Source organism: Luteimonas suaedae (genome assembly GCF_008312895.1).
In the GTDB taxonomy this organism is placed as follows: Bacteria; Pseudomonadota; Gammaproteobacteria; order Xanthomonadales; family Xanthomonadaceae; genus Luteimonas; species Luteimonas suaedae.
This window is the reverse complement of record NZ_VSSP01000006.1, coordinates 17,431-37,036: the sequence shown is the minus strand read 5'-3', so window position 1 is coordinate 37,036 and position 19,606 is coordinate 17,431. Positions and strand designations below refer to the sequence as shown.

Annotated in this window: 14 protein-coding genes; 5 read left to right on the top strand and 9 right to left on the bottom strand. The window is 68.2% G+C overall.

The genetic code is table 11. The features are described 5' to 3' along the window. Window positions 1–6: 6 nt before the first annotated feature. Complete coding sequence (locus tag FXO19_RS10680; protein ID WP_149195083.1) at window positions 7–828, bottom strand: helix-turn-helix domain-containing protein; 822 nt, start codon at window positions 826–828, stop codon at window positions 7–9. A gap of 75 nt (window positions 829–903) precedes the next feature. Here FXO19_RS10680 and FXO19_RS10675 point away from each other — a divergent pair, with 75 nt between their 5' ends. Next, on the top strand, window positions 904–1,731 hold the full coding sequence (locus FXO19_RS10675) for an isocitrate lyase/PEP mutase family protein (protein ID WP_255516381.1): 828 nt from the start codon (window positions 904–906) through the stop codon (window positions 1,729–1,731). 157 nt (window positions 1,732–1,888) lie between these two features. Here the strand turns inward: FXO19_RS10675 and ggt are convergent, their stop codons facing one another. From ggt to FXO19_RS10655, 4 genes are all read right to left on the bottom strand, one after another. Beyond that, window positions 1,889–3,658, bottom strand: coding sequence for a gamma-glutamyltransferase (gene ggt, locus FXO19_RS10670; protein WP_223115484.1), 1,770 nt, complete (start codon window positions 3,656–3,658; stop codon window positions 1,889–1,891). Window positions 3,659–3,721: 63 nt separating this feature from the next. Beyond that, window positions 3,722–6,949, bottom strand: coding sequence for a TonB-dependent receptor (locus tag FXO19_RS10665; RefSeq protein WP_187775733.1), 3,228 nt, complete (start codon window positions 6,947–6,949; stop codon window positions 3,722–3,724). A 175-nt stretch (window positions 6,950–7,124) separates the two neighbouring features. Continuing rightward, window positions 7,125–8,132: a FecR family protein gene (locus FXO19_RS10660; protein ID WP_149195080.1), complete on the bottom strand. Its 1,008-nt coding sequence runs from the start codon at window positions 8,130–8,132 to the stop codon at window positions 7,125–7,127. Between the two features lie 16 nt (window positions 8,133–8,148). Continuing rightward, entirely contained in the window at window positions 8,149–8,832 is a 684-nt protein-coding gene (locus FXO19_RS10655) for an RNA polymerase sigma factor (RefSeq protein WP_149195079.1), read from the bottom strand. 365 nt (window positions 8,833–9,197) lie between these two features. Between FXO19_RS10655 and FXO19_RS10650 the strand changes: the two genes are divergently transcribed. The 4 genes from FXO19_RS10650 (at window position 9,198) to FXO19_RS10635 (ending at window position 13,640) form a co-directional block, all read left to right on the top strand. Beyond that, a complete protein-coding gene (locus FXO19_RS10650; protein ID WP_223115483.1) occupies window positions 9,198–10,238 on the top strand; it encodes a TRAP transporter substrate-binding protein in 1,041 nt (346 codons plus the stop codon). Beyond that, window positions 10,235–10,714, top strand: coding sequence for a TRAP transporter small permease (locus tag FXO19_RS10645; RefSeq protein ID WP_149195078.1), 480 nt, complete (start codon window positions 10,235–10,237; stop codon window positions 10,712–10,714). Before FXO19_RS10650 ends, FXO19_RS10645 begins: the two co-directional genes overlap by 4 nt. Beyond that, window positions 10,705–11,991, top strand: coding sequence for a TRAP transporter large permease (locus FXO19_RS10640; RefSeq protein WP_149195077.1), 1,287 nt, complete (start codon window positions 10,705–10,707; stop codon window positions 11,989–11,991). Before FXO19_RS10645 ends, FXO19_RS10640 begins: the two co-directional genes overlap by 10 nt. A gap of 137 nt (window positions 11,992–12,128) precedes the next feature. Continuing rightward, window positions 12,129–13,640 (top strand): UxaA family hydrolase, encoded by a 1,512-nt coding sequence (locus tag FXO19_RS10635; protein WP_149195076.1) that lies wholly within the window; start codon window positions 12,129–12,131, stop codon window positions 13,638–13,640. 18 nt (window positions 13,641–13,658) lie between these two features. Here FXO19_RS10635 and FXO19_RS10630 read toward each other — a convergent pair whose 3' ends face one another. The 4 genes from FXO19_RS10630 to FXO19_RS10615 all read right to left on the bottom strand — a co-directional run bounded on the left by FXO19_RS10630 (window position 13,659) and on the right by FXO19_RS10615 (window position 19,427). After that, window positions 13,659–14,150 (bottom strand): SRPBCC family protein, encoded by a 492-nt coding sequence (locus FXO19_RS10630; RefSeq protein WP_223115482.1) that lies wholly within the window; start codon window positions 14,148–14,150, stop codon window positions 13,659–13,661. After that, entirely contained in the window at window positions 14,147–14,680 is a 534-nt protein-coding gene (locus FXO19_RS10625; protein WP_223115481.1) for a methylated-DNA--[protein]-cysteine S-methyltransferase, read from the bottom strand. Before FXO19_RS10625 ends, FXO19_RS10630 begins: the two co-directional genes overlap by 4 nt. Window positions 14,681–14,788: 108 nt before the next feature. Continuing rightward, complete coding sequence (locus tag FXO19_RS10620) at window positions 14,789–16,261, bottom strand: efflux transporter outer membrane subunit (RefSeq protein ID WP_223115480.1); 1,473 nt, start codon at window positions 16,259–16,261, stop codon at window positions 14,789–14,791. After that, complete coding sequence (locus tag FXO19_RS10615) at window positions 16,254–19,427, bottom strand: efflux RND transporter permease subunit (protein ID WP_149195074.1); 3,174 nt, start codon at window positions 19,425–19,427, stop codon at window positions 16,254–16,256. Before FXO19_RS10615 ends, FXO19_RS10620 begins: the two co-directional genes overlap by 8 nt. Between the last annotated feature and the right edge of the window lie 179 nt (window positions 19,428–19,606).

The following is a 19,606-nucleotide window of genomic DNA, read 5'->3' as shown; positions in this document are numbered from 1 at the left end:
GTTTCGTCAGCGCTTTCGATCCGCGTCGGCGAGCGCGCGGCAGAAGGCGGCCGTTGCCTCGTCATCCGGAAAACAGCACTCGATGCACAGTTCGTCGAGCGTGACGTCGCGCGGCGTGGCGAATGTCGTCATGGTGGAGAAGAAGCGCAGTTCCGTGTCATCGCGCCGGAACACGCTCGTCAGCAGCAGCGACGGCGCATGGTCGACCTCGCGCCGCCGCCAGCGCACGGGCACGCCAGGATGCGCCAGTACCTCGTCGAGCAGCGCGCGCGCGACCCCGTCCGAGGGTGTCGCCGCGATGCGGCCATGCAGATGCCGCAGCAGGTCACCGGCGATCTCCTCCCAGTTGACCACGCGGGAACGCAGGTCTGCGGGATCGAAGAACTGCCGCAGCATGTTGTCGTGCGCGCTGTCGCGCCCGAGCAGGAAGCGGTTGACGTTCATCGCGGCGCGGTTCGCCATCAGCACGTCCCAGTGCCGGTTGATCACGTAGGCCGGATACGGCTCCTGTTGTTCGAGAATGAAATCGATCGCGCGCTGCACCGGTTCGAGCGCGGGCGTGCCGAGGCCCGACTCGGGATGCATGGGCGCGTAGCCGGCGGCGACCAGTAGCGCGTTGCGTTCACGCAACGGCATGTCGAGCGCGTCTGCGAGCCGTGTGACGGCCTCACGGCTGGCGCGCGACTTGCCGCTTTCTATGCAGCTCAAGTGCCGCGCGGACATGCCGGCTTCCAGCGCGAGATCGAGCTGGCTCAGGTGTCGCGCCGCACGCCATTCGCGCAACAGGATGCCGATGGGCGCGACGACGGCGGCGGCGGCGGTGTTCATGGGCACCGAGTCTAGCCGCGCGTGACGACCGAAACCATGACCTTGGAGGTCATGCTTCCATGATCTGGCGCGTCATTGTCTTGCGGCGGCAAGGCGCCGAAGATCGCCATCGAACAACCACTGCGAAGAGACCAAGCCATGACACAGCCAGACCTCGCCCGGACCTTCCACGCACTGCACGTCGCCGGCCGCCCGCTCGTGCTTTTCAATGCATGGGATGCCGGCTCCGCCCGCGCCATTGCCGCCGGTGGCGCCAAGGCCATCGCCACCGGGAGCTGGTCGGTCGCCGCCGCCAACGGCTTCGGCGACGGCGAGCAGCTACCGCTCGATCTTGCACTCGGCAATCTCGCGCGCATCGTCGCCGCCGTCGAGCTGCCCGTCAGCATCGACCTTGAAAGCGGCTATGGCGCGAGCCCGGACGAGGTCGGCAGGACGGTGGCGCGCGCCATCGATGCCGGCGCCGTCGGCTGCAATCTCGAGGACAGCTTTCCGCACGACGGCAGCCTGCGCGCGATCGAGGAGAGTGCGCAGCGCATCGCGGCCGCGCGCCGGGCGGCCGAAGAACGAGGCGTGGCGTTCTTCATCAACGCGCGGACCGATGTCTATTTCCAGAAGGATGCGGCGAAGCACGAAGCCGCCAACATCGAGATGACGATCGAACGCGCCCAGTCCTACGCGAAAGCGGGCGCAAGTGGGCTGTTCGTGCCCGGTCTCGCCGCGCCCGATTCGATCCGCCGCGTGGTCGAAGCCTCACCGCTGCCCGTCAACATCATGGTGATGGACGACACCCCGTCGCTCGCAGAGCTCTCTGCGCTCGGCGTGGCGCGCGTCAGTCACGGGCCGGGGCCGTACTCCCGCGCCATGGCGCAGCTGACAGAAGCTGCGCGCGCGGCGCTGGAATGAACCAGGCCGAGATCACGGATGACAGCGATGCTGTCCTCCCCGGATGCCTGATCAACGGGCGAACTTGCGTCGGACCGGTCCTGGTCTGACGCGCCGCAAGGCTGCACTGCGCCGCTGCCCATCGCATGCCGGGCACTGCCGCCTGCCCGGGTGCACATCAGTCGACGGGCCTGGAGCGAACCGGCTCCACTCCCACAGCGCCCGATTCCGGGCGCCGCGTATCCGCGCCGCCGTGGAAGACGCCCGCCTCGATCATGATCGACTGCGTGCTGCCCATGGTCCTCGCGGTTTCGACGGCATGCCCTTTTTTCTCGAGCAACGACAGCATGTCGACCGGGAATCCGGGTTCGAACGTCAGCGGCGAATCGCCGGGCCCCTGAAAGACGCGCGGGCGCTGGGTGGCTTCGGCGACGTTGAGGCCATGGTCGATGGTATTGACCAGGAGCTGGGCCATGGCGCCGATGATGTGGGTGCCGCCGGGCGTGCCGGACACCAGCCACGGCTTGTCCTGCCTGAAGACGATGACCGGAGCGATGGTGGAGATAACGCGCTTGCCCGGCGCCGGCGCATTGGCGCCGCCCTGCCCGTTCCAGCTGAAATTGGCCAGCGCATCGTTGAGCAGGAAGCCGGTGCCTTCGGCCATGACGTGGGCGCCGAAGGACGAACCGAGCGTGTAGGTGTTGCTGACGACGTTGCCCGCGACATCGGCCACAGAATAGTGCGTGGTATCGCGGCTTTCGTGCTCGAACGGATCGCCGGGTGCGAGCGTAGCCGCGTCGATACTGCGATCCATCTGGATCAGCTTGGCGCGCGAGGCCGCATAGGCTTTGTCGGCAAGCGCCATTGGCGGCCGGTGCTGCGGATAGCCGCCCATGTATTCGGCGCGGTCGGCGAACATCAGCTTCATCGCCTCGGCCAGGACGTGCAGGTTGGCGACGCTGTTCTGGCCCTGCTGTTGCAATGGAAAGCGTTCGAGCATGTTCATCAGTTCCGCCAGCAGCAGCCCGGCCGACGGCGGTGGCATGTAGGCGATACGATGGCCGCGGTAGTCGCCCCATAACGGCGCCTGCTGGCGGACGCGGTACGCCGCGAGATCCTCGAGCGACAACGTACCGCCATGGGCCCGCACGCCGGCGACCACCCGCCGGCCGATCTCGCCGCGATAGAACGCATCGGCGCCGTGATCGCGCAGTTGCCGCAGCGACCAGGCCAGATCCGGCTGGCGCAGCGTTTCGCCGGGCCGGTACGGAATGCCGCCCGGCTTGTACAGGGCCGAGGCGATGGCCGGGTCGCGGACCATGCCGTCGCGCTGCAAGTCGAGCACGTAGGCCATGTCCTCGCTGACGGTGATCCCAGCTTCGGCCAGGCGGATCGCGGGTTCCAGCAACTGCCGCCAGGGGAGCCGGCCGTAGTCGCGATGCGCCCGGTACAGGCCGGCCGGCGTACCCGGCACGGCCACGGCCAGGTGCGAGTAGCGCTTGCCGCGGTCGACCTTGCCGTCGGGACCGTCGAGCAGGTCGCCGGGCATGCCTTGCGGCGCCTGTCCGTAGTATTCGAGGGCGACGGTTCGGTCCTGTTCGGCCAGGTGGATCAGCATGAAGCCGCCGCCGCCCAGGTTGCCGGCGCGGGGCAGGGTGACCGCCAGCGCGAAGCCGACCGCCACCGCGGCATCGACCGCGTTGCCGCCTTGCCGCAGGATGTCTGCGCCGACCGAGGATGCGGTGCGGTTCTGGCTGGCCACCATGCCATGCCGCGAGACGACCGGGTGGTGGATCGAGTCGTACTCGATGAGGTAGTCGAACGCCGCTGCGGCCGGGCTCGCTTCCCGGGCGTGGGCGCAGGCGGCGCTGCCGACGGTCAGCACGGCTGCCAGCACGAAGCTGCAGAAGCGGCGGCACGACGCGTCGTACCGGATTGTGGTCGTCATCATTTTCTCGATCATCGGACCGTGCGAGCGGACGGTCTTCGGACCAGCCGGGCGGCGCGGGGCTCACAGGAACGATTTGCTGACCTGCAGGTACCAGAACCGCCCGCGGTTGTTGTGCAGCTTGGTCAGGTAACCGAAGGTTTCATCGGCCAGCGGCGGGTCCTTGTCGGCGATGTTGTTGACGCCGATCCGCAGCGAGGTGCCGCGCAGTGGTCCTGAATCGAAGGCGTACTTCAGCGAACTGTTGACGGTGAGCCAGTCGTCGACCGGGTAGTTCAGCGCGGAGGTGTCCACGACGCTTCCCACATAGCCGGCATAGGCGTTCGCTTCCCATGCGCCGTTCCGCCAGGCGATGCTGCCGGATCCGCGAACGCGCGGGTTCTCGTTCTGCCTGATCAGCGAACCGCCGGCGCTGGCGGGCAGTCCGGCGGCCAGAAGCGAGGCCGATTCTGGCGAGGGCGTCTGGTCGAAGCGGTCGAGAACCGCGATATCGAGGGTGAAGCGGAAGTCGCCCAGGCGCGTGTCCCGCAATGCATAGAGGGCGCCGATGTCGACGCCTTCCACCGTGCGCGAATCCAGGTTGAGGAACTGGTTGGCGATGCGCACGGGTTGCCCGTCGGCATCGCGGGTGAGCGCGGGATTGACGCCGCCTTCCTCCAGCCGCCGGACCGCGTCCAGGTTCAGGTGATCCTGCGCCTCGAACACGCCGATGATGCCGTCCTGCCTGATCCGCCACCAGTCGAGGGTCAGGGCCAGGCTGTCGGTCGGGTTCAACACGATGCCGACACTGACCGTCTCGCTGGTTTCCGATTCCAGGTTGCGGTTGCCGCTGCGTACGTCCTCGACGTTGTAGGTGTACGCACCGCAGGCGCTGCGGTCGATCGCGGCGATCGAATCGACACCCTGTCCCTGGGCGCAACCGTAGAGGTCGGTCAGGTTCTCCTGCACGCGGCGGATCTCGGTGGCGTTGACGGTCTCCAGGTTCGGCGCCCTGAAGCCTTCGGAGTAGGCGCCGCGGAACATCAGCCAGTCGTTGAGGCGCCAGGATAGCGCGGCCTTGGGCTTGAGCACGCCCTCTTCGATGTCGGAAAAGCGCTCGTAGCGCGCCGCCAGTTGCAGGTCGATGTTCCGAGCGAAGGACACGGCATCGTCTTCGGAGATCAGCGGGATCTGCAGTTCGGCGAAGGCGGAGTGGACGTTGCGCGAACCCTGCGTATCCGGCGTCGGGCTGCTGCCCATGGCGTCGCTGGTCGCCTCGCCGGCGGGCGTGATGAAATTGATGGTGCCGTCGATATGCGGATCGCGATCGTCGCGGAAGGTCTCGCGCCGCATCTCCACGCCGACGGCCGCGCCAACATCCCGGCCGAACGCCGAGAACGCGTTCGGGCTGGAGAGCTTGAAATCCGCCAGCGCCAGTGTCGCCCTGCTGTCCCGGCTGATGCTGATGCGCAAGGGGTCGACCACAGCGGGCGGATTGAGGGACGCGTCGTGGAGCCCCGGCGCCGCAAGATTGCCGCCGTTGAAGGCGTTGTAGGCAGTGGCTGGGTCGGCGCTGTTCAACGCAGCCTGCAGCGCCGTGTTGCTGACACGGTTGTGTTCGACGTCGACGGTGTTCGCCTCGGAGTACAGGACCGCGCTTTCCCAGTTCCACCAGTCGCCAAGTTCACCGCGCAGCCCGAGCAGGGCGCGATAGGCTTCGGAGTCGACATCGATCCGGCGGCGGCCGACATCGTCCACACGCAGGCCGACGATGGCGATGTCCTGCGCCGGGCCGGTATAGCCGGGGTCGCGGCCCGGCCCGGAACCGAAGGGGTTGTAGGGGTTGGCGGCCGATATCGTCAGCGGCGCGGAGGTCAGGTTGGTGGTGCCGCCGCGGTGCGCGGTCGACTCGGCGGAGTAGTAGAGCAGCTCGCCGAAGGCCTGGACGCCCGATTCGAAATCGTGCTCGACGGTGGAGATCAGGCTGATCCGGTCGGAGCTGGGCGTGAGCGTCCGTTCCGGCGCCTCGTCGGTGCGCAGCACCGGTTCCAGCGCCGACGAGCCGCCGTCGATGCAGACACCATCGGTGCCGGTGCCCAGGTCCGAGCCCGGCAGCGCGCAGGGCTGTACATGGAAAGCGGTGAAGGCCTCGCCGAAGTCGGCGACCGGGGTCGCGACCGAGGCGCGCAGCCAGGGCGCCAGCGACGAGCGGTTGTCGAAGCTGGAGGCATAGGTGTCGGCAACCCGGTCGCTGAGGAAATCGGTGCCGGCGTAGTGGCGGTCGGACGCCGGCATGGCCGAGCGGCTGTAGATCTCGCCGAACAGCGTGGCATGGGTGGCGCCCTGGTTGAACGATTTGCCCAGTTTGAAACCCAGCGACTGCTCGTCCAGCGCGGTACCTTCGGAGAATCCGTAGCGCGTCGTGACCTCGCCGCCGCTGAAGCGGTTGTCGAGCACGTTGTCGAGGATGCCGGCCGTCGCGTCCGAACCGTAGATCGCGCCGGCGCCGTCGCGGAGGATGTCGATGCGCTGCAGCGCCGGCCCCGGCACGGTGTTGAGGTTGACGATCTGTACCGGCACCGAGCCTTCCTGCTGGGTGGTGGGATGGGCGACCATGCGACGGCCGTTGAGCAGCACCAGCGTGTTGCCGGACCCCAGTCCGCGCAGATTGGCCGAGGCGACGTCGCCGCGCGCCTGGTTCGGTCCCTGCGATTCGTTGTTGAAGGCCTGTGCGCCCGAGTGCGGCAGCGCGGCGATCATCTCCCCGGCCGTCGCCACGCCCATCGCGTCCAGCGATTCGCGGCGGACGACGGACACGGGCAGCGTGCCGGATTCGCGGGCGCCGACGATATTGGTGCCGATGACCGAGACGGTTTCCAGAGTGGTCGGGGCGGGCGTGTCGGGAAGCTGCGCACCGGCGGGCGCATCGCCGGTCGTCGCCGGCGTTTCCGGGCGCCGGATGACGATGGTCGACTCGTTGACGAACGCATAATCGAGCGACGTTCCCTGCAGCAGGAATTCCAGCGCTTCGGTCGGCGCGTAGTCGCCGTCGAGTTCCGGCGCCCGCAGGCCGCGCACGGTGTCGCGGGTGAACGAGACCTGCAATCCGCTTTGCATCGCGAACGCGGTCAGGGCCTCGGCCAGGGACGAGGCGGGGATGCGGAAGTGGTGCACGGCAGCCGGCCGGCTGTCTCCCGGCGCCCTGCCTTCCGGTGCCTGCGCCTGCACGAACGGCGGAAGGGCCAGCAGGGCGGCGGTGAGCACCGACCAGGCGAGCAGTTTCGATCCGGTCTTGCTGCGTTTTTCGGTCATGGCGATTCCTGCGAAAGGTGCCCCGCCGTGAGCGGTCACGGCGCAACGGGCCTGCATGAAGGTGTAACGCAGCCGCGCGCGGACCTTCTACCTCGCGTCCGCGCGATCGCCGAAAAGTGGGTGAGTGGGGCGAGGGCCGAAGCGCGCCGCGCCGGCCGCAGGAGGCCGTCGGAACTCAGGGCGCCACGTCTGCGTCCCGCAGGACCAGGTCGCCATCAACGTCTTGGACCCGCACGGGCAGCGTGCTCGCGAGTGCGAGCGCGAACGAGCGCTGGTCGCCCGTGCGGAAGACGCCGTGGATCGTCAAAGCCTCCAGCCGTGCGTCGCCGATGCGCAGCTTGACGGTGCTGTAGCGGTTGAACTCGGCCAGCGCCACGGGCAGCGGTGTGTCACGGAAGATCAACCGGCCCTGCAGCCAGGCGGTCCGCGCTTCCACGTCGGCAGGGCCGATCCGCCACCCGGCTGCCTGGCCGTCCAGTCGCGCGGACTGGCCCGGTTCAAGGACGACCAATGCCGGAGGGGAGGCGTTCCCGCCGGTGCCCCGATGTTCGAGTTGCAGCGATCCCTCGACCAGGACGACTTCGAGTCGGCCGGATGCCGTGTTCATTTGGAAGCGCGTTCCCAGCACGGTGGCCCGTCCCGGCCCGGCGTCGACGACAAATGGTCGCGACGCGTCTGCGGCGACGTCGAAGAATGCATTGCCGTGCGCGATTTCGATGCGACGCGCCTGATCGGTGTACGCGACCGCGATCCGGCTGTCGGTATCCAGGGTGACCACGGAGCCGTCGTCCAGCACCGCGCGGCGGGTTTCCCCGGTGGCTGTCGCGAACGACTGCGGCGGCGCCGGCCGTGGCGGTCGAAGGAACTGGAAACCGGCGACGACCAGCAGCAGGCAGGCGGCCGCGGCGAGCCATTGGTTCCGTCGCGCTATCCGCCGACCCGGCTCTCCGGCAGGCGGAAGCGCTGCTTCGGGCAGGTCGCGGACCTCGGGGCGCCGAACCGCCTGGCCGAGTTGCCGCCAAAGCCGCTCGGCGTTGCGATAGGCGGCAAGATGCGCCCGATCGCGCCGCAGCCAGGCCTCGAATTGGCGCCGTTCGGTTTCGGTCCGGTCGGGGTCCTGCATGCGCAGGAGCCAACGGTCGGCTTCGGCCGCCAGATGCTCGTCCATGTCGTGAAGGGCCATGGTCAATCCAGAACGTTCACGAGGCGGAACCTTCTACCTTGCGCCGGCAATACGCCATGGCGCGGCCGAGGTGCTTGTCGACCATCTGCACGGAAATGCCCAGACGGTCGGCGATGTCCTGGCGCTTGAGGCCGTGCAGACGACTCATCAGGAATACCCGACGGCATTTCGGTGAAAGTTCGCCGATGGCTTCCGCCAGCACGCCCAGTTCTTGGCCGGCGCAGGCGACGTGCTCCGGACCGGCCCCGGTGGCGGGATCGTCGTCGTCCGCGAACGGCACGTGTGCATCCACCCGGTGCGATGCCCGTCGGCGCTGGCGGTCGCAAACCACGCTTTCGGCAATCCGGAACGCCAGCGCTTGGGGCGCTTCCATGTGCTCGCGATCGCGGTATTTCAGCAGCCGGACGTAGGTGTCCTGCAGCGCGTCGTCGGCATCGTGCGCATCCGGGATGCGGCGCCGGAAAAAACGCAGCAGTGCGGCGCCGTACTGCTCGATCCATTTCACGAACGAATCGTCAGGCGCCCGCTTGGCAGCGTTCTCAGGCGCGGGCGCGAATCTTTCCATGCTGGACGACGGGATCAAGGCTGGCCGGAAAGCGGCGCTTGACCGGCGCACCTTAGCCCCTTTCGTGCCTGCTTGCACGACAGTTGCATCGTGATCTGGTGATCCCTGCTGGAAGCCCTGATTGGCCTGCCGCACGTGCCTACAAGATCCCAGGTTTCAGCGGATGATGGAAAAGGCGTTGGGAGGGGCCATGGGCTGGCGATCGCCCGGGCGGGCGGCGCGAGCGCGAGTGCGCCGACGCTTGACTTGCCCCGTCCCTTTTCACCTCCCCTTTCCAGTGCCTCTGGAATGGCCGCGCAAACAGGGGTTATGGTGACTGTCGTCCTGATTCAGAAAATTCACTGCCGTCATGTCGCGACGCCTCGAGCTGCATCCCGACCGGCTGTTCCCACCCGATCCGGCGGTGCGCGACATCGCCCGGCGGCCGCACGGCAAGGTCGCGAGCCCGCCCATCACTCGCCTACAACCTGCCGCTTCGCTCCTGCGAACGGGATATCAACATGCTGACGCGGCGTGAGCTGCTGCTGACGCCGCTCCTCCTCATGGCCTGCCAGCGCCGCAAGACAGGCAGCAGCCAGCGCCCGCTCTTCGCCGCCGAGACGCACCCCGAAAGTTACCCGACGACCAGGGCATTGCACGCCATCGACCGCGTCCTCGCCGAACGCACCGGCGGCGAGATGCGCGTCCGCGTCTATTCCGGCGGCCAGCTCGGCTCCGAAGCGGACACGCTGGAAATCACGATCTTCGGCGGCCTCGATCTCAACCGCGTCAATCTCGCGCCGGTGAACTCGATCGTGCCGGAGACGATGGTGCTGGCGCTGCCGTTCCTGTTCCGCTCTGTCGCGCATTCGCGCGCGGCCTTCGACGGCGCGCCGGGGCGCGCCATCCTCGACGCGATGACGCCGCACGGATTGAAGGGGCTGTGCTACTACGATTCCGGCGCGCGCTCCTTCTACAACACGCGGCGACCGATCCGCACCCCCGACGACATGCGCGGCCTGAAAGTGCGGGTGCAGAACTCGAGCATCTACGTCGCGATGGTGCAGGCGCTCGGCGCCAACCCGACGCCGATCCCCTACACCGAGGTGTTCCAGGCGCTCGTGCAGGGCGTCGTCGACGGCGCGGAGAACAACTGGCCGTCGTACGAAAGCTCGCGCCACTTCGAAGCCGCGCGCCACTACAGCATGACCAACCATGTGCTGGCGCCGGAAGTGCTCGTCGCCTCGATGCACACCTGGAAGAAGCTCGACGACGCGCAGCGGGAGCACCTGCAGGCGGCGGTCGACGGCTCGGTGCCGATCATGCGCGAGCTTTGGGACGCGCGCGTCGAGGAATCGCGCAGGCGCGTGCTGGAGGACGGCATCGAGCTGGTCGAGGACGTCGATCACGACGCCTTCGCAAGCCGCATGCGCCCGGTGTGGGACCGCTTCCTGACGACGCCGCGCCTGCGCGAGCTCGCCGATCGGATCCAGGCGCTGGACGCGCCTGCCCCCGCAGAAGCCCGCCAGGCAAGCGATGCGTCTCGAGTAAACCGGCAATGATCGGCGCTCGCATCAGCCGCTTCATTCGCTGGTTCGCAGGCTTCGGCCTGCTGCTGATGACCGCCGTCATCGGCTGGCAGGTGTTCGCGCGCTACGTGCTGAACGACAGCACGGCGTGGGCGGAATCGGCAGCACAGTTGCTGATGATCTGGTTCGTGATGTTCGCGGCCGCCGCCGGCGTGCGCGAAGGCTTCCACATCCGCATCGGCGTGGTCGCGAACGCGCTGCCGGGGAAATGGAAGACAGCGGTCGACCTCGCCGCGCACGCCGTCGTCGGCCTGTTCGGCGCGTCCATGGCGGCGTGGGGCACCGAACTGGTGCTCGCGACCTGGGAGCACGTGATCCCGGCGCTCGACCTGCCGCGCGGGGTCGCCTATCTTCCGATTCCGCTGGCGGGCCTGCTCATCTTCGGGTTCAGCATCGAACACATCGTCACGGACCTGCGCGGCCGGGAGATCGATCCGACATGGAACTGATCGTGCTCCTGGTCACCCTCGCGGTGCTGCTAATCATCGGTGTCCCGGTCGCGTTCGCGCTCGGTGCCGCGTCGCTGGTCACGTTCTTCCTGCTCGACATCCCGCTGGTCGTCCCGTTCCAGCGCATGGCGGCGGGCATGAACATCTTCGCGCTCATGGCGATTCCATTCTTCATCTTCGCGGGCGACCTGATGCATCGCGCCGGCATCGCGGAGCGGCTCATCAGGGTGGCCGACGCCGCGCTCGGTCGTACGCGCGGCGGGCTGGGGCAGGTGACGGTCGGCTCGTCGATGCTGTTCGGCGCAGTGTCGGGCTCGGCCATCGCGAGCGTGTCGGCGATCGGCTCCGCGCTCGGGCCGGTGATGCGCGAGAAGGGCTACGACGGCGACTACGTGGTCAACGTGTCGGCGACCTCGGCGATCACCGGCCTGCTGATCCCGCCGTCGCACAACATGATCATCTACACCGCGGCGGCGAGCGTCAGCGTCTCGATCGCGGATCTGTTCATCGCGGGCATCGTCCCGGGCGTCCTCGCGGGCTTGCTGCTGATGATCGCGGCGTACATCGTCGCTGTGCGCCGCGGCTATCCGCGCGGCCGGTTTCCCGGGGTACGCGTGTTCCTGATCGCATTCGCCGCGGCCGTCCCGGGGCTGCTTGCGGCGCTGGTCATCGTGCTCGGAATCCTGCTCGGCGTGTTCACGGCGACCGAGTCCTCCGCGATCGCCGTCGTCTACACGATCGTGGTCGCGTTGTTCGTGTACCGCTCACTTAGCTGGGAGCGTTTCGTGCAGGCGACGACCGCGGCCGTCCGGACGACGGCGATGGTGATGATCATCATCGGCACGGCGGCGGCGTTCGGCTGGCTGTTGGCGATCCTGCAGGTGCCCGAGCAGCTCGCGTCGCTGCTGAAGGCCATCAGCGAAGATCCGCTCGTGCTGCTGCTCCTGATCAACCTGACGCTGCTGATCCTCGGCACCTTCATGGACATGGCGCCACTGATCATGATCACGACGCCGATCTTCCTGCCGCTGTCCATCCAGCTCGGCATGGATCCGGTGCAGTTCGGGATCATGCTGATCCTGAATCTCGGGATCGGCCTGGTGACGCCGCCGGTGGGCTCGGTGCTCTTCGTCGGCTGCGCGATCGGCCGGATCCCGATCGAGCGGAGCGTGCGCACGATCTGGCCCTTCTATCTCGCGCTGCTGGTGGCGCTCGGGCTCGTCGCCTACGTGCCGCAAGTGTCGTTGTGGCTGCCGGGGCTCATCAATGGCCAATGAGCGCCAAACGACGCCAGTACTCGAGACAGGCGAACTCCGAACGACGCCGATCCGGGAGTAGAGTGGCGAAGGGTTCCCGAAGCCGGAAGGAATCGCGGGCCAATTTCGAGACACGTTCCAGCCAGGTTGCCCACCCCATGACCCGAATGCCCTTCCTCCAGCTCCACCCGACCGACAACGTCGCCATCGCCACGACCGCCCTCCCGGCCGGCACCCGCCTCTCCGACTTCGCGCTGACGACGGCCGCCGACATCCCGGTTGGCCACAAGTTCGCCACCACGGCCATCGTCAAGGGCCACCCCGTCCTCAAGTACGGCCACTTCATCGGTGCCGCCACGCAGGACATCGCTGCCGGCGACCACGTGCACACCCACAATCTGGCCTTCGCGGAACACGACGCGTCGCCGGTTGCCGCGAGGCGCGCCTGGACTCCGGGCAGCGAGGAACACTTTTTCCAGGGCTACCGCCGCCCCGACGGCCGCGCCGCCACCCGCAACTACGTCGGAGTCATCGCTACCGTCAACTGTTCGGCAACGGTCGTGCGCAAGGTCGCCGAGCGCTTTTCCGGCGATGCGATGGCGTCCTGGCCACAGGTCGACGGCGTGGTGCCGGTCACCCACGCGACCGGCTGCGGCTTGGCGTCGACCGGCCCCGGCATCGAACTCCTGCAACGCACGCTGGGCGGCTTCATCGATCATCCGAACTTCGCGGGCGTGCTGGTGATCGGCCTGGGCTGCGAGGTGAACGATGTCGAGCGCCTGCTGCAATCGCAGAACCTGACGACCGGGCGAAGGCTCCGCACGATGACCATCCAGGACGCCGGCGGCACGATGAAGACCGTGTCGATGGCGGAAGGCATCGTGCGGGAACTGCTGGAGGAGGCGGAGACGGCGCGCCGCGAGCCCATTCCGGCGTCGGAGCTGGTTCTGGGGTTGCAGTGCGGTGGCTCCGACAGCTTCTCCGGCATCACCGCCAACCCGGCGCTCGGATTTGCCGCCGACAAGCTGGTCCGCGCCGGAGGCACCGTCATCCTCGCGGAAACACCGGAGATCTACGGCGCGGAGTCGCTGCTGTTCGAGCGCGCCGAAACCCCGCAGGTCCGCGAGGACCTGCAGCGCCTGCTCGACTGGTGGGAAGACCACACCGCCAGACACGGTGCGAGCCTCGACAACAATCCGTCGCCCGGCAACATCGCGGGCGGCCTCACGACCATCCTGGAAAAATCGCTAGGGGCGGTGGCCAAGTCCGGTTCCTCGCCGTTGCGCGGCGTCTACCGCTACGCCGAACGCATCGACCGGCGCGGCTTCGTGTTCATGGACAGCCCCGGATACGACCCATGCTCGGCCACCGGAGAGATCGCGTCCGGCGCGAACATGATCTGCTTCACGACGGGACGGGGCTCGGTGTTCGGCGCGAAGCCGGTGCCCAGCCTCAAGCTTGCGACCAATTCGGAAATGGCGCGACGGATGGCGGAGGATATCGATTGCGATTGCGGAAGCATCCTGGAGCGTACCGAGACGCCGCAGGAAAGCGGGGCGCGGATATTCGACCTCATCCTCGCGACCGCGAGCGGCAGGAAGAGCGCAAGCGAGGTGAGCGGATTCGGTGATCTCGAATTCGTGCCATGGCAATTGGGCGCCGTGCTATAGGTTACCGGAGCGCACCGATCACCGCTGCCCTGCGAGCGTCCGGCGGAGGGAGTCCACCCATTGCGGGATGAGTTCCAGGAAAAGACCGGTCCATTGCGCAGCCTCGTTCGATGGCCCGTCGAATTCCACGAACCATTCCACGAACGTGCGGTTGCCGTCGACGATCGGCGTCAGCCGCAACGTGCCCTGGTAGCCGATGGCCGCCGGGACATCGATGTCCTCCCCGACCGGAAAGGGAAACCGCTCCATTCCGGCATAGGTGAAGGAGCGGTCCGCGTCGGAATGGGCTTCCAGGCGCTGGCGCAGCCATGTCTCTCCGTAGAGGAAGCGCCGCACGGCGCCGACCTCGTCTCCGCGCTTGCGGTCCTCGATGATGCTCTCGGTGACGCCCTCGATGTAGCGGGGATAGTCGTTGAAATCTCGGACCATTCTCCAGGCCTCGTCGGCCGACTGGTCCAGAACGCCGCTGTAATACGCCTTGTGCTGATATTCCCGAGTCATTGAATTCATGCCGCGCGCTCCCGGTTCGTGAGCTTCCTCTTGCGTTGCACGCCCCAGCGATAGCCCGCGATCGAGCCATCCGCCTTGATCACCCGATGGCAGGGGATGGCGACCGCGAGCACATTGGCTGCGCAGGCAGCGCCGACATCCTGAGCGGTGGCCGCCAATGGCAGAGCCCTGGCGACCTGGCCATAGGTGGTGGTCCGGCCGACCGGAACATCGCGGAGCGCCTGCCAGACGGATTGCTCCAACGCCGAGCCTCGAATATCGAGCGGCAAGTCCAGTCTGCCATGCGGCGCGTCGAGGAAGGTGACGACGGTGGCGACGGTGCCCCTGAGCGCCGTTTCCGCGGCGGCAAGGCGCGCCCGAGGGAAGGCATTGGCCAGGGCGCGGCGCAATGCGTCGCGGTCGTCGTCCAACAGGATTGCGACGACGCCTCTGGTGCTGACTGCGACGAGCACGATGCCCAGCGAACATGTCCCGAATGCGAAGCGGATGTCCTCCATTTGCGGCGCCGAGCGGTCGACGATTGCGTTCATGGCGAATGCACCTTCCTCTCTTGTGAAGGTGCACTCTCGCATTGCGTCGAATGGACCGCACTCCGGTTCTTGCTTTCAAATCCAGGCAGCGCCGGCCCTCTGTTGCATTCAGTCGCGGTCGGCGACCCGCTCGCGCGCCGGCAGGCGCTGCGGCCAACCACCGGCGAGCGCGCGGTACAGCGCCACCGCGCCGGTGACGCTGCGAGTGCGCGCATCGGCCAGCGCGTCCTGTGCCTGCAGCTGGGTGCGCTCGGCGTCGAGCACCTCGAACAGGTCGGCGGCGCCGGCCTCGAAGCGGGTGCGCGCCAGCTGTGCGGCACGGGCGCTGTCCTCCGCCGCACTGGTCAGGTGCGTGTCCTCCTCGCGGGTGCGGGCGTAGCGCACCAGCGCGTTCTCGGTGTCCTCCAGCGCCAGCAGTACGGTCTGCTCGTAGCGCGCCAGTTCGCCGGCGGCCTCGGCATCGGCGGCGGCGATGCGCGCGCGCACCCGGCCGATGTCGAGGAACGACCAGTCGATGCCGAGCGCCACCAGGCGGGTCTCGCTGTCGCGTTCGAACAACGCCGAGCTGTCGATCGCCTGGCTGCCGAGCAGCCCGCCGAGGGTGAAGCGCGGAAACAGATCGGCGGTGGCAACGCCGATGCGTGCGGTGGCCGCATGCAAGCGCTGCTCGGCGGCGGCGATGTCAGGGCGCCGGCGCAGCAGATCGCCGGGAGAGCCGGCGTCCAGCCGCGGCGGCAGCGTTGGCAGCGGCCGTACCGGCTGCAGTTCGGCCACCAGCGCGTCGGGCGTGCGCCCGGTCAGCACCGCCAGCCGGTGCATGCCGGCGGCGACCTCGGCCTGCAGCGCCGGCACCCGCGCCAGCGTGGATTCCAGTTGCGCGCGGGCGCGGGCGGTGTCGAAACCGGTACCGCGCCCCGACTCGAAGCGCACCTCCACCAGGCGCAGGGTCTCGCGCTGGTTGTCGGCGTTGGCCTGGGCGACCCGCAACCGCTCCTGGGCGCCGCGCAGCTCGACGTAGCCGCGCACCACCTCGCCGACGATCGCGACCTGCAGCGCCGCCAGGTCGGCGGCGCTGGCGGCGGCGCCGGCGCGCGCGGCCTCGACGCCGCGGCGCACACGGCCGAACAGGTCCAGCTCCCAGCTCGCCTCGATGCCGGCGCGATAGCGCTCGCCGTCGCGATCGGCACGCGGCACGCCCGGCAGTTCGTCGGCACTGGCACGGCTGTCGGCGGCCTCCGCGAATGCGGTGACGGTCGGGAAGCGGTCGAAGCCGGCGCCGCGCAGCAGCGCGTTGGCGCGGTCGTAGCTGGCCAGCGCGATGCGCAGGTCGTGGTTGGCAACGAGTGCGTCGTCGACCAGCGCATCGAGCTGCGGATCGGCGAAGTCCTGCCAGAACGTCGCATCCGGCGCCGGCAGCGCCGACGGGTCCGAAACCTGGGCCTGCACGAACCCGTCGGCGAGCGGCAGTTCGGGGCGGACATGGTTCGGGCCGACCGCGCAGGCGGCCAGGGCGACGGCGAGCAGCGACGGCAGCATGGCGCGCGCGGTCGCCGGAAGTCGATTGGAAAGTCGGTTACGCATGGGATGGCTCCAGGTTGTCCGGCTGCACGTCCGCGGTCTTGTCCTTGCCGCGTTCCACCAGCTTGCGCAGCGCGACGTAGAACACCGGCGTCAGGAACAGGCCGAAGCCGGTGACGCCGATCATGCCGGCGAACACCGCGGTGCCCAGCGCCTGCCGCACCTCGGCGCCGGCACCGGTGGCCAGCACCAGCGGCACCACCGCTGCGGTGAAGGTGATCGAGGTCATGATGATCGGGCGCAGGCGCAGGCGGCAGGCTTCCAGCGCGGCCTCCACGATGCCCATGCCCTGTATCTCCAGCTCGCGTGCGAACTCCACGATCAGGATCGCGTTCTTGCACGCCAGCGCGATCAGCACCACCAGCCCGACCTGGACGAAGATGTTGTTGTCGCCGCCGGTCATCCACACGCCGAGCATCGCCGAGAGCATGCACATCGGCACGATCAAGATGATCGCCAGCGGCAGGGTCCAGCTCTCATACAGCGCCGCCAGCACCAGGAACACCAGCATCACCGCCAGCGGGAAGATGATCATCGCCGCCTTGCTCTGGTTGGCCTGCTGGAAGCTCAGGTCGGTCCACTCGAAGGTCATGCCGTTGGGCAGCACGCCGGCGCCGAGCTCGGTCAACGCGTCCATCGCCTGCGACGACGACAGCACGCGCGGATCGGACTCACCGGCCAGGTCCGCGGCCGGGTAGCCGTTGTAGCGCAGCACCGGATCGGGACCGAAGGTCTCGCGCACGCTGACCATCGAGCCGATCGGCACCATCTCGCCGCGGTCGTTGCGTGTACGCAGGTTGCCGATGTCCTCGACGTTGTCGCGGAACGACGCATCGGCCTGGGCGATCACCTGCCAGGTCCGGCCGAACTGGTTGAAGTCGTTGACGTAGGCCGAGCCGAGGTAGGTTTGCAGGGTGTCGAACAGGTCGGTCAGCTGCACGCCTTGGGCCTTGGCCTTGACCCGGTCGACCTCGGCATCCAGCTGCGGCACGTTGGCCTGGTAGCTGGTGATCGGGAAGCCCATGCCCGGGGTCTGCGAGATCGCGCCCTGGAAACCGTTCACCGCTTCCTGCAAGGCGCCATAGCCGAGATTGCCGCGGTCCTCGACGAACAGCTGGTAGCCCGAGCCGTTGCCCAGGCCCTGGATCGGCGGCGGCATGAACGAGAACGCGAAGCCTTCCTGTAGCCCGGCGATCTTCTGGCCGAGCTCGGCATTGATCTCCTCGGCGCTGCGCTTGCGATCGCCGAACGGCTTGAGGTTGAGGAACACCACGCCGTAGTTGGGCGTGTTGGTGAACTGCAGCGGGTTCAGGCCGGGGAAGGCGATGGTGTTGATGACGTCCTCGTCCTCCTCCGCGATCGCACTGACCTTGTCCAGTAGCGCATTGGTGCGCGGCAGGGATGCGCCTCCGGGTAGGTTGACGCCTGCGATCAGGTACAGCTTGTCCTGGACCGGAATGAAGCCGGCCGGCACCAGCTGGAACATCAGCCCGGTCGCCAGCAGCAGGCCGGCGTAGATCCCGAACACCGCCCCGCGCCGGCCCAGCGCGCGGATGACGCCGCGTTCGTATTGCTCCGAGCTGCGCTTGAAGAAGCGGTTGAACGGCCGGAACACCCAGCCGAACAGCCGCTCGATCAGGCGCGACAGACGATCCTTCGGCGCGTCGTGCGGCTTGAGCAGCATCGCCGCCAGCGCCGGCGACAGGGTCAGCGAGTTGACGGTGGAGATCACCGTGGAGATGGCGATGGTCACCGCGAACTGGCGGTAGAACTGCCCCGTGACGCCGGTCAGGAACGCCATCGGCACGAACACCGCGCACAGCACCAGGCCGATGGCGATGATCGGGCCGGAGACCTCCTTCATGGCCAGGTGCGCCGCCTGCAGCGGCGTCGCGCCGTCCTCGATGTGGCGCTCGACGTTCTCCACCACCACGATCGCGTCGTCGACCACGATGCCGATCGCCAGCACCAGGCCGAACAAGGTCAGGGTGTTGATCGAATAGCCCAGCAGGTACAGCGCGCCGAAGGTGCCAACCACCGACACCGGCACCGCCAGCAGCGGGATCAGCGAGGCGCGCCAGGTCTGCAGGAACAGGATCACCACCAGCGCCACCAGCAGCACCGCTTCGAGCAGGGTCGTGATCACGGACTTGATCGAGTCGCGCACGAACACGGTGGTGTCGTAGATGGACTCGTACTCGATGCCTTCCGGGAAGCGCTCGGAAAGCTCGTCCATGGTGGCGATGACTTCGTCGCGGATCTGCAGCGCGTTGGCGCCTGGCGCCTCGAACACGCCGATCGCCACCGCGTCCTTGCCGTCGAGCTGCGAACGCAGCGTGTAGTCGCCCGCGCCCAGCTCCAGCCGGGCTACGTCGCGCAGGCGCACGACCTGCCCGTCGGCGCCGCTCTCGATCACGATGTCGCCGAATTCCTCCTCCGTGGTCAGCCGCCCCTGGGCGTTGATCAGGGTGAGGAAGCGGCTGTCGGGCATCGGTTCGGCGCCGAGCTGGCCGGCCGAGACCTGCACGTTCTGTTCGCGCATCGCCCGCAGCACGTCGCCGGCCGTCAGCCCGCGCGAGGCGATCGCGTCCGGGTCGAGCCAGGCGCGCATGGCGTAGTCGCCGCCGCCGAAGATCTGCGCGTCGCCGACGCCGCGGATCCGCGCCAGCGCGTCCTTGACGTGCAGGCGGGCGTAGTTGCGCAGGTACAGCAGGTCGTACTTGCCGTCCGGCGATGTGAGGTGCACCACCATCAGGAAGGTCGGCGACTGCTTCTGCACGGTCACGCCCTGGCGGCGCACGTCCTCGGGCAGGCGCGCCTGCGCCTGGGCGACGCGGTTCTGTACCTTGACCGCGGCGTCGTCCGGATCGGTGCCGGGGCGGAAGGTCACCGTCAGCTGCAGCACGCCGTCGGAACCGGCCACCGACTTGAGGTACATCATGTCCTCGACGCCGTTGATCGCCTCCTCCAGCGGCGTGGCCACGGTCTCGGCGATCACCTTGGGATTGGCGCCCGGGTACACCGTGCGCACCATTACCGACGGCGGCGCGACGTCCGGGTATTCGCTCATCGGCAGGTTCGGGATCGCGATCAGGCCGATCGCGAAGATGATGATCGACAGCACCGCGGCGAAGATCGGGCGGTCGATGAAGAAACGTGAAAAGTCCATGGCGTGTTCCTTGGGCGGCGTGGCGCTGCTGCGCGCGTGCCGCGGTGATGCCTCGGGGTGGCCGATCGGTAAAAAGTGCCCCGTCCCGATCCTCCCCACGGCCCGAGGGGGAGGAGCATTCGCGGCGTGGCCGCGTGCGGGGAAGGATCGGGCGGGACGTGGGCCGGCGCGGACGGGGA

Excerpts from the sequence above, each read along its gene's own strand:
- FXO19_RS10625 (WP_223115481.1), bottom strand. The coding sequence starts at position 14,680 with ATGAACGCAATCGTCGACCGCTCGGCGCCGCAAATGGAGGACATCCGC.
- FXO19_RS10680 (WP_149195083.1), bottom strand. The coding sequence starts at position 828 with ATGAACACCGCCGCCGCCGCCGTCGTCGCGCCCATCGGCATCCTGTTG.
- FXO19_RS10630 (WP_223115482.1), bottom strand. The coding sequence starts at position 14,150 with ATGAATTCAATGACTCGGGAATATCAGCACAAGGCGTATTACAGCGGC.
- FXO19_RS10660 (WP_149195080.1), bottom strand. The coding sequence starts at position 8,132 with ATGGCCCTTCACGACATGGACGAGCATCTGGCGGCCGAAGCCGACCGT.
- FXO19_RS10615 (WP_149195074.1), bottom strand. The coding sequence starts at position 19,427 with ATGGACTTTTCACGTTTCTTCATCGACCGCCCGATCTTCGCCGCGGTG.
- FXO19_RS10640 (WP_149195077.1), top strand. The coding sequence starts at position 10,705 with ATGGAACTGATCGTGCTCCTGGTCACCCTCGCGGTGCTGCTAATCATC.
- FXO19_RS10635 (WP_149195076.1), top strand. The coding sequence starts at position 12,129 with ATGACCCGAATGCCCTTCCTCCAGCTCCACCCGACCGACAACGTCGCC.
- FXO19_RS10665 (WP_187775733.1), bottom strand. The coding sequence starts at position 6,949 with ATGACCGAAAAACGCAGCAAGACCGGATCGAAACTGCTCGCCTGGTCG.
- ggt (WP_223115484.1), bottom strand. The coding sequence starts at position 3,658 with ATGACGACCACAATCCGGTACGACGCGTCGTGCCGCCGCTTCTGCAGC.
- FXO19_RS10620 (WP_223115480.1), bottom strand. The coding sequence starts at position 16,261 with ATGCGTAACCGACTTTCCAATCGACTTCCGGCGACCGCGCGCGCCATG.
- FXO19_RS10650 (WP_223115483.1), top strand. The coding sequence starts at position 9,198 with ATGCTGACGCGGCGTGAGCTGCTGCTGACGCCGCTCCTCCTCATGGCC.
- FXO19_RS10645 (WP_149195078.1), top strand. The coding sequence starts at position 10,235 with ATGATCGGCGCTCGCATCAGCCGCTTCATTCGCTGGTTCGCAGGCTTC.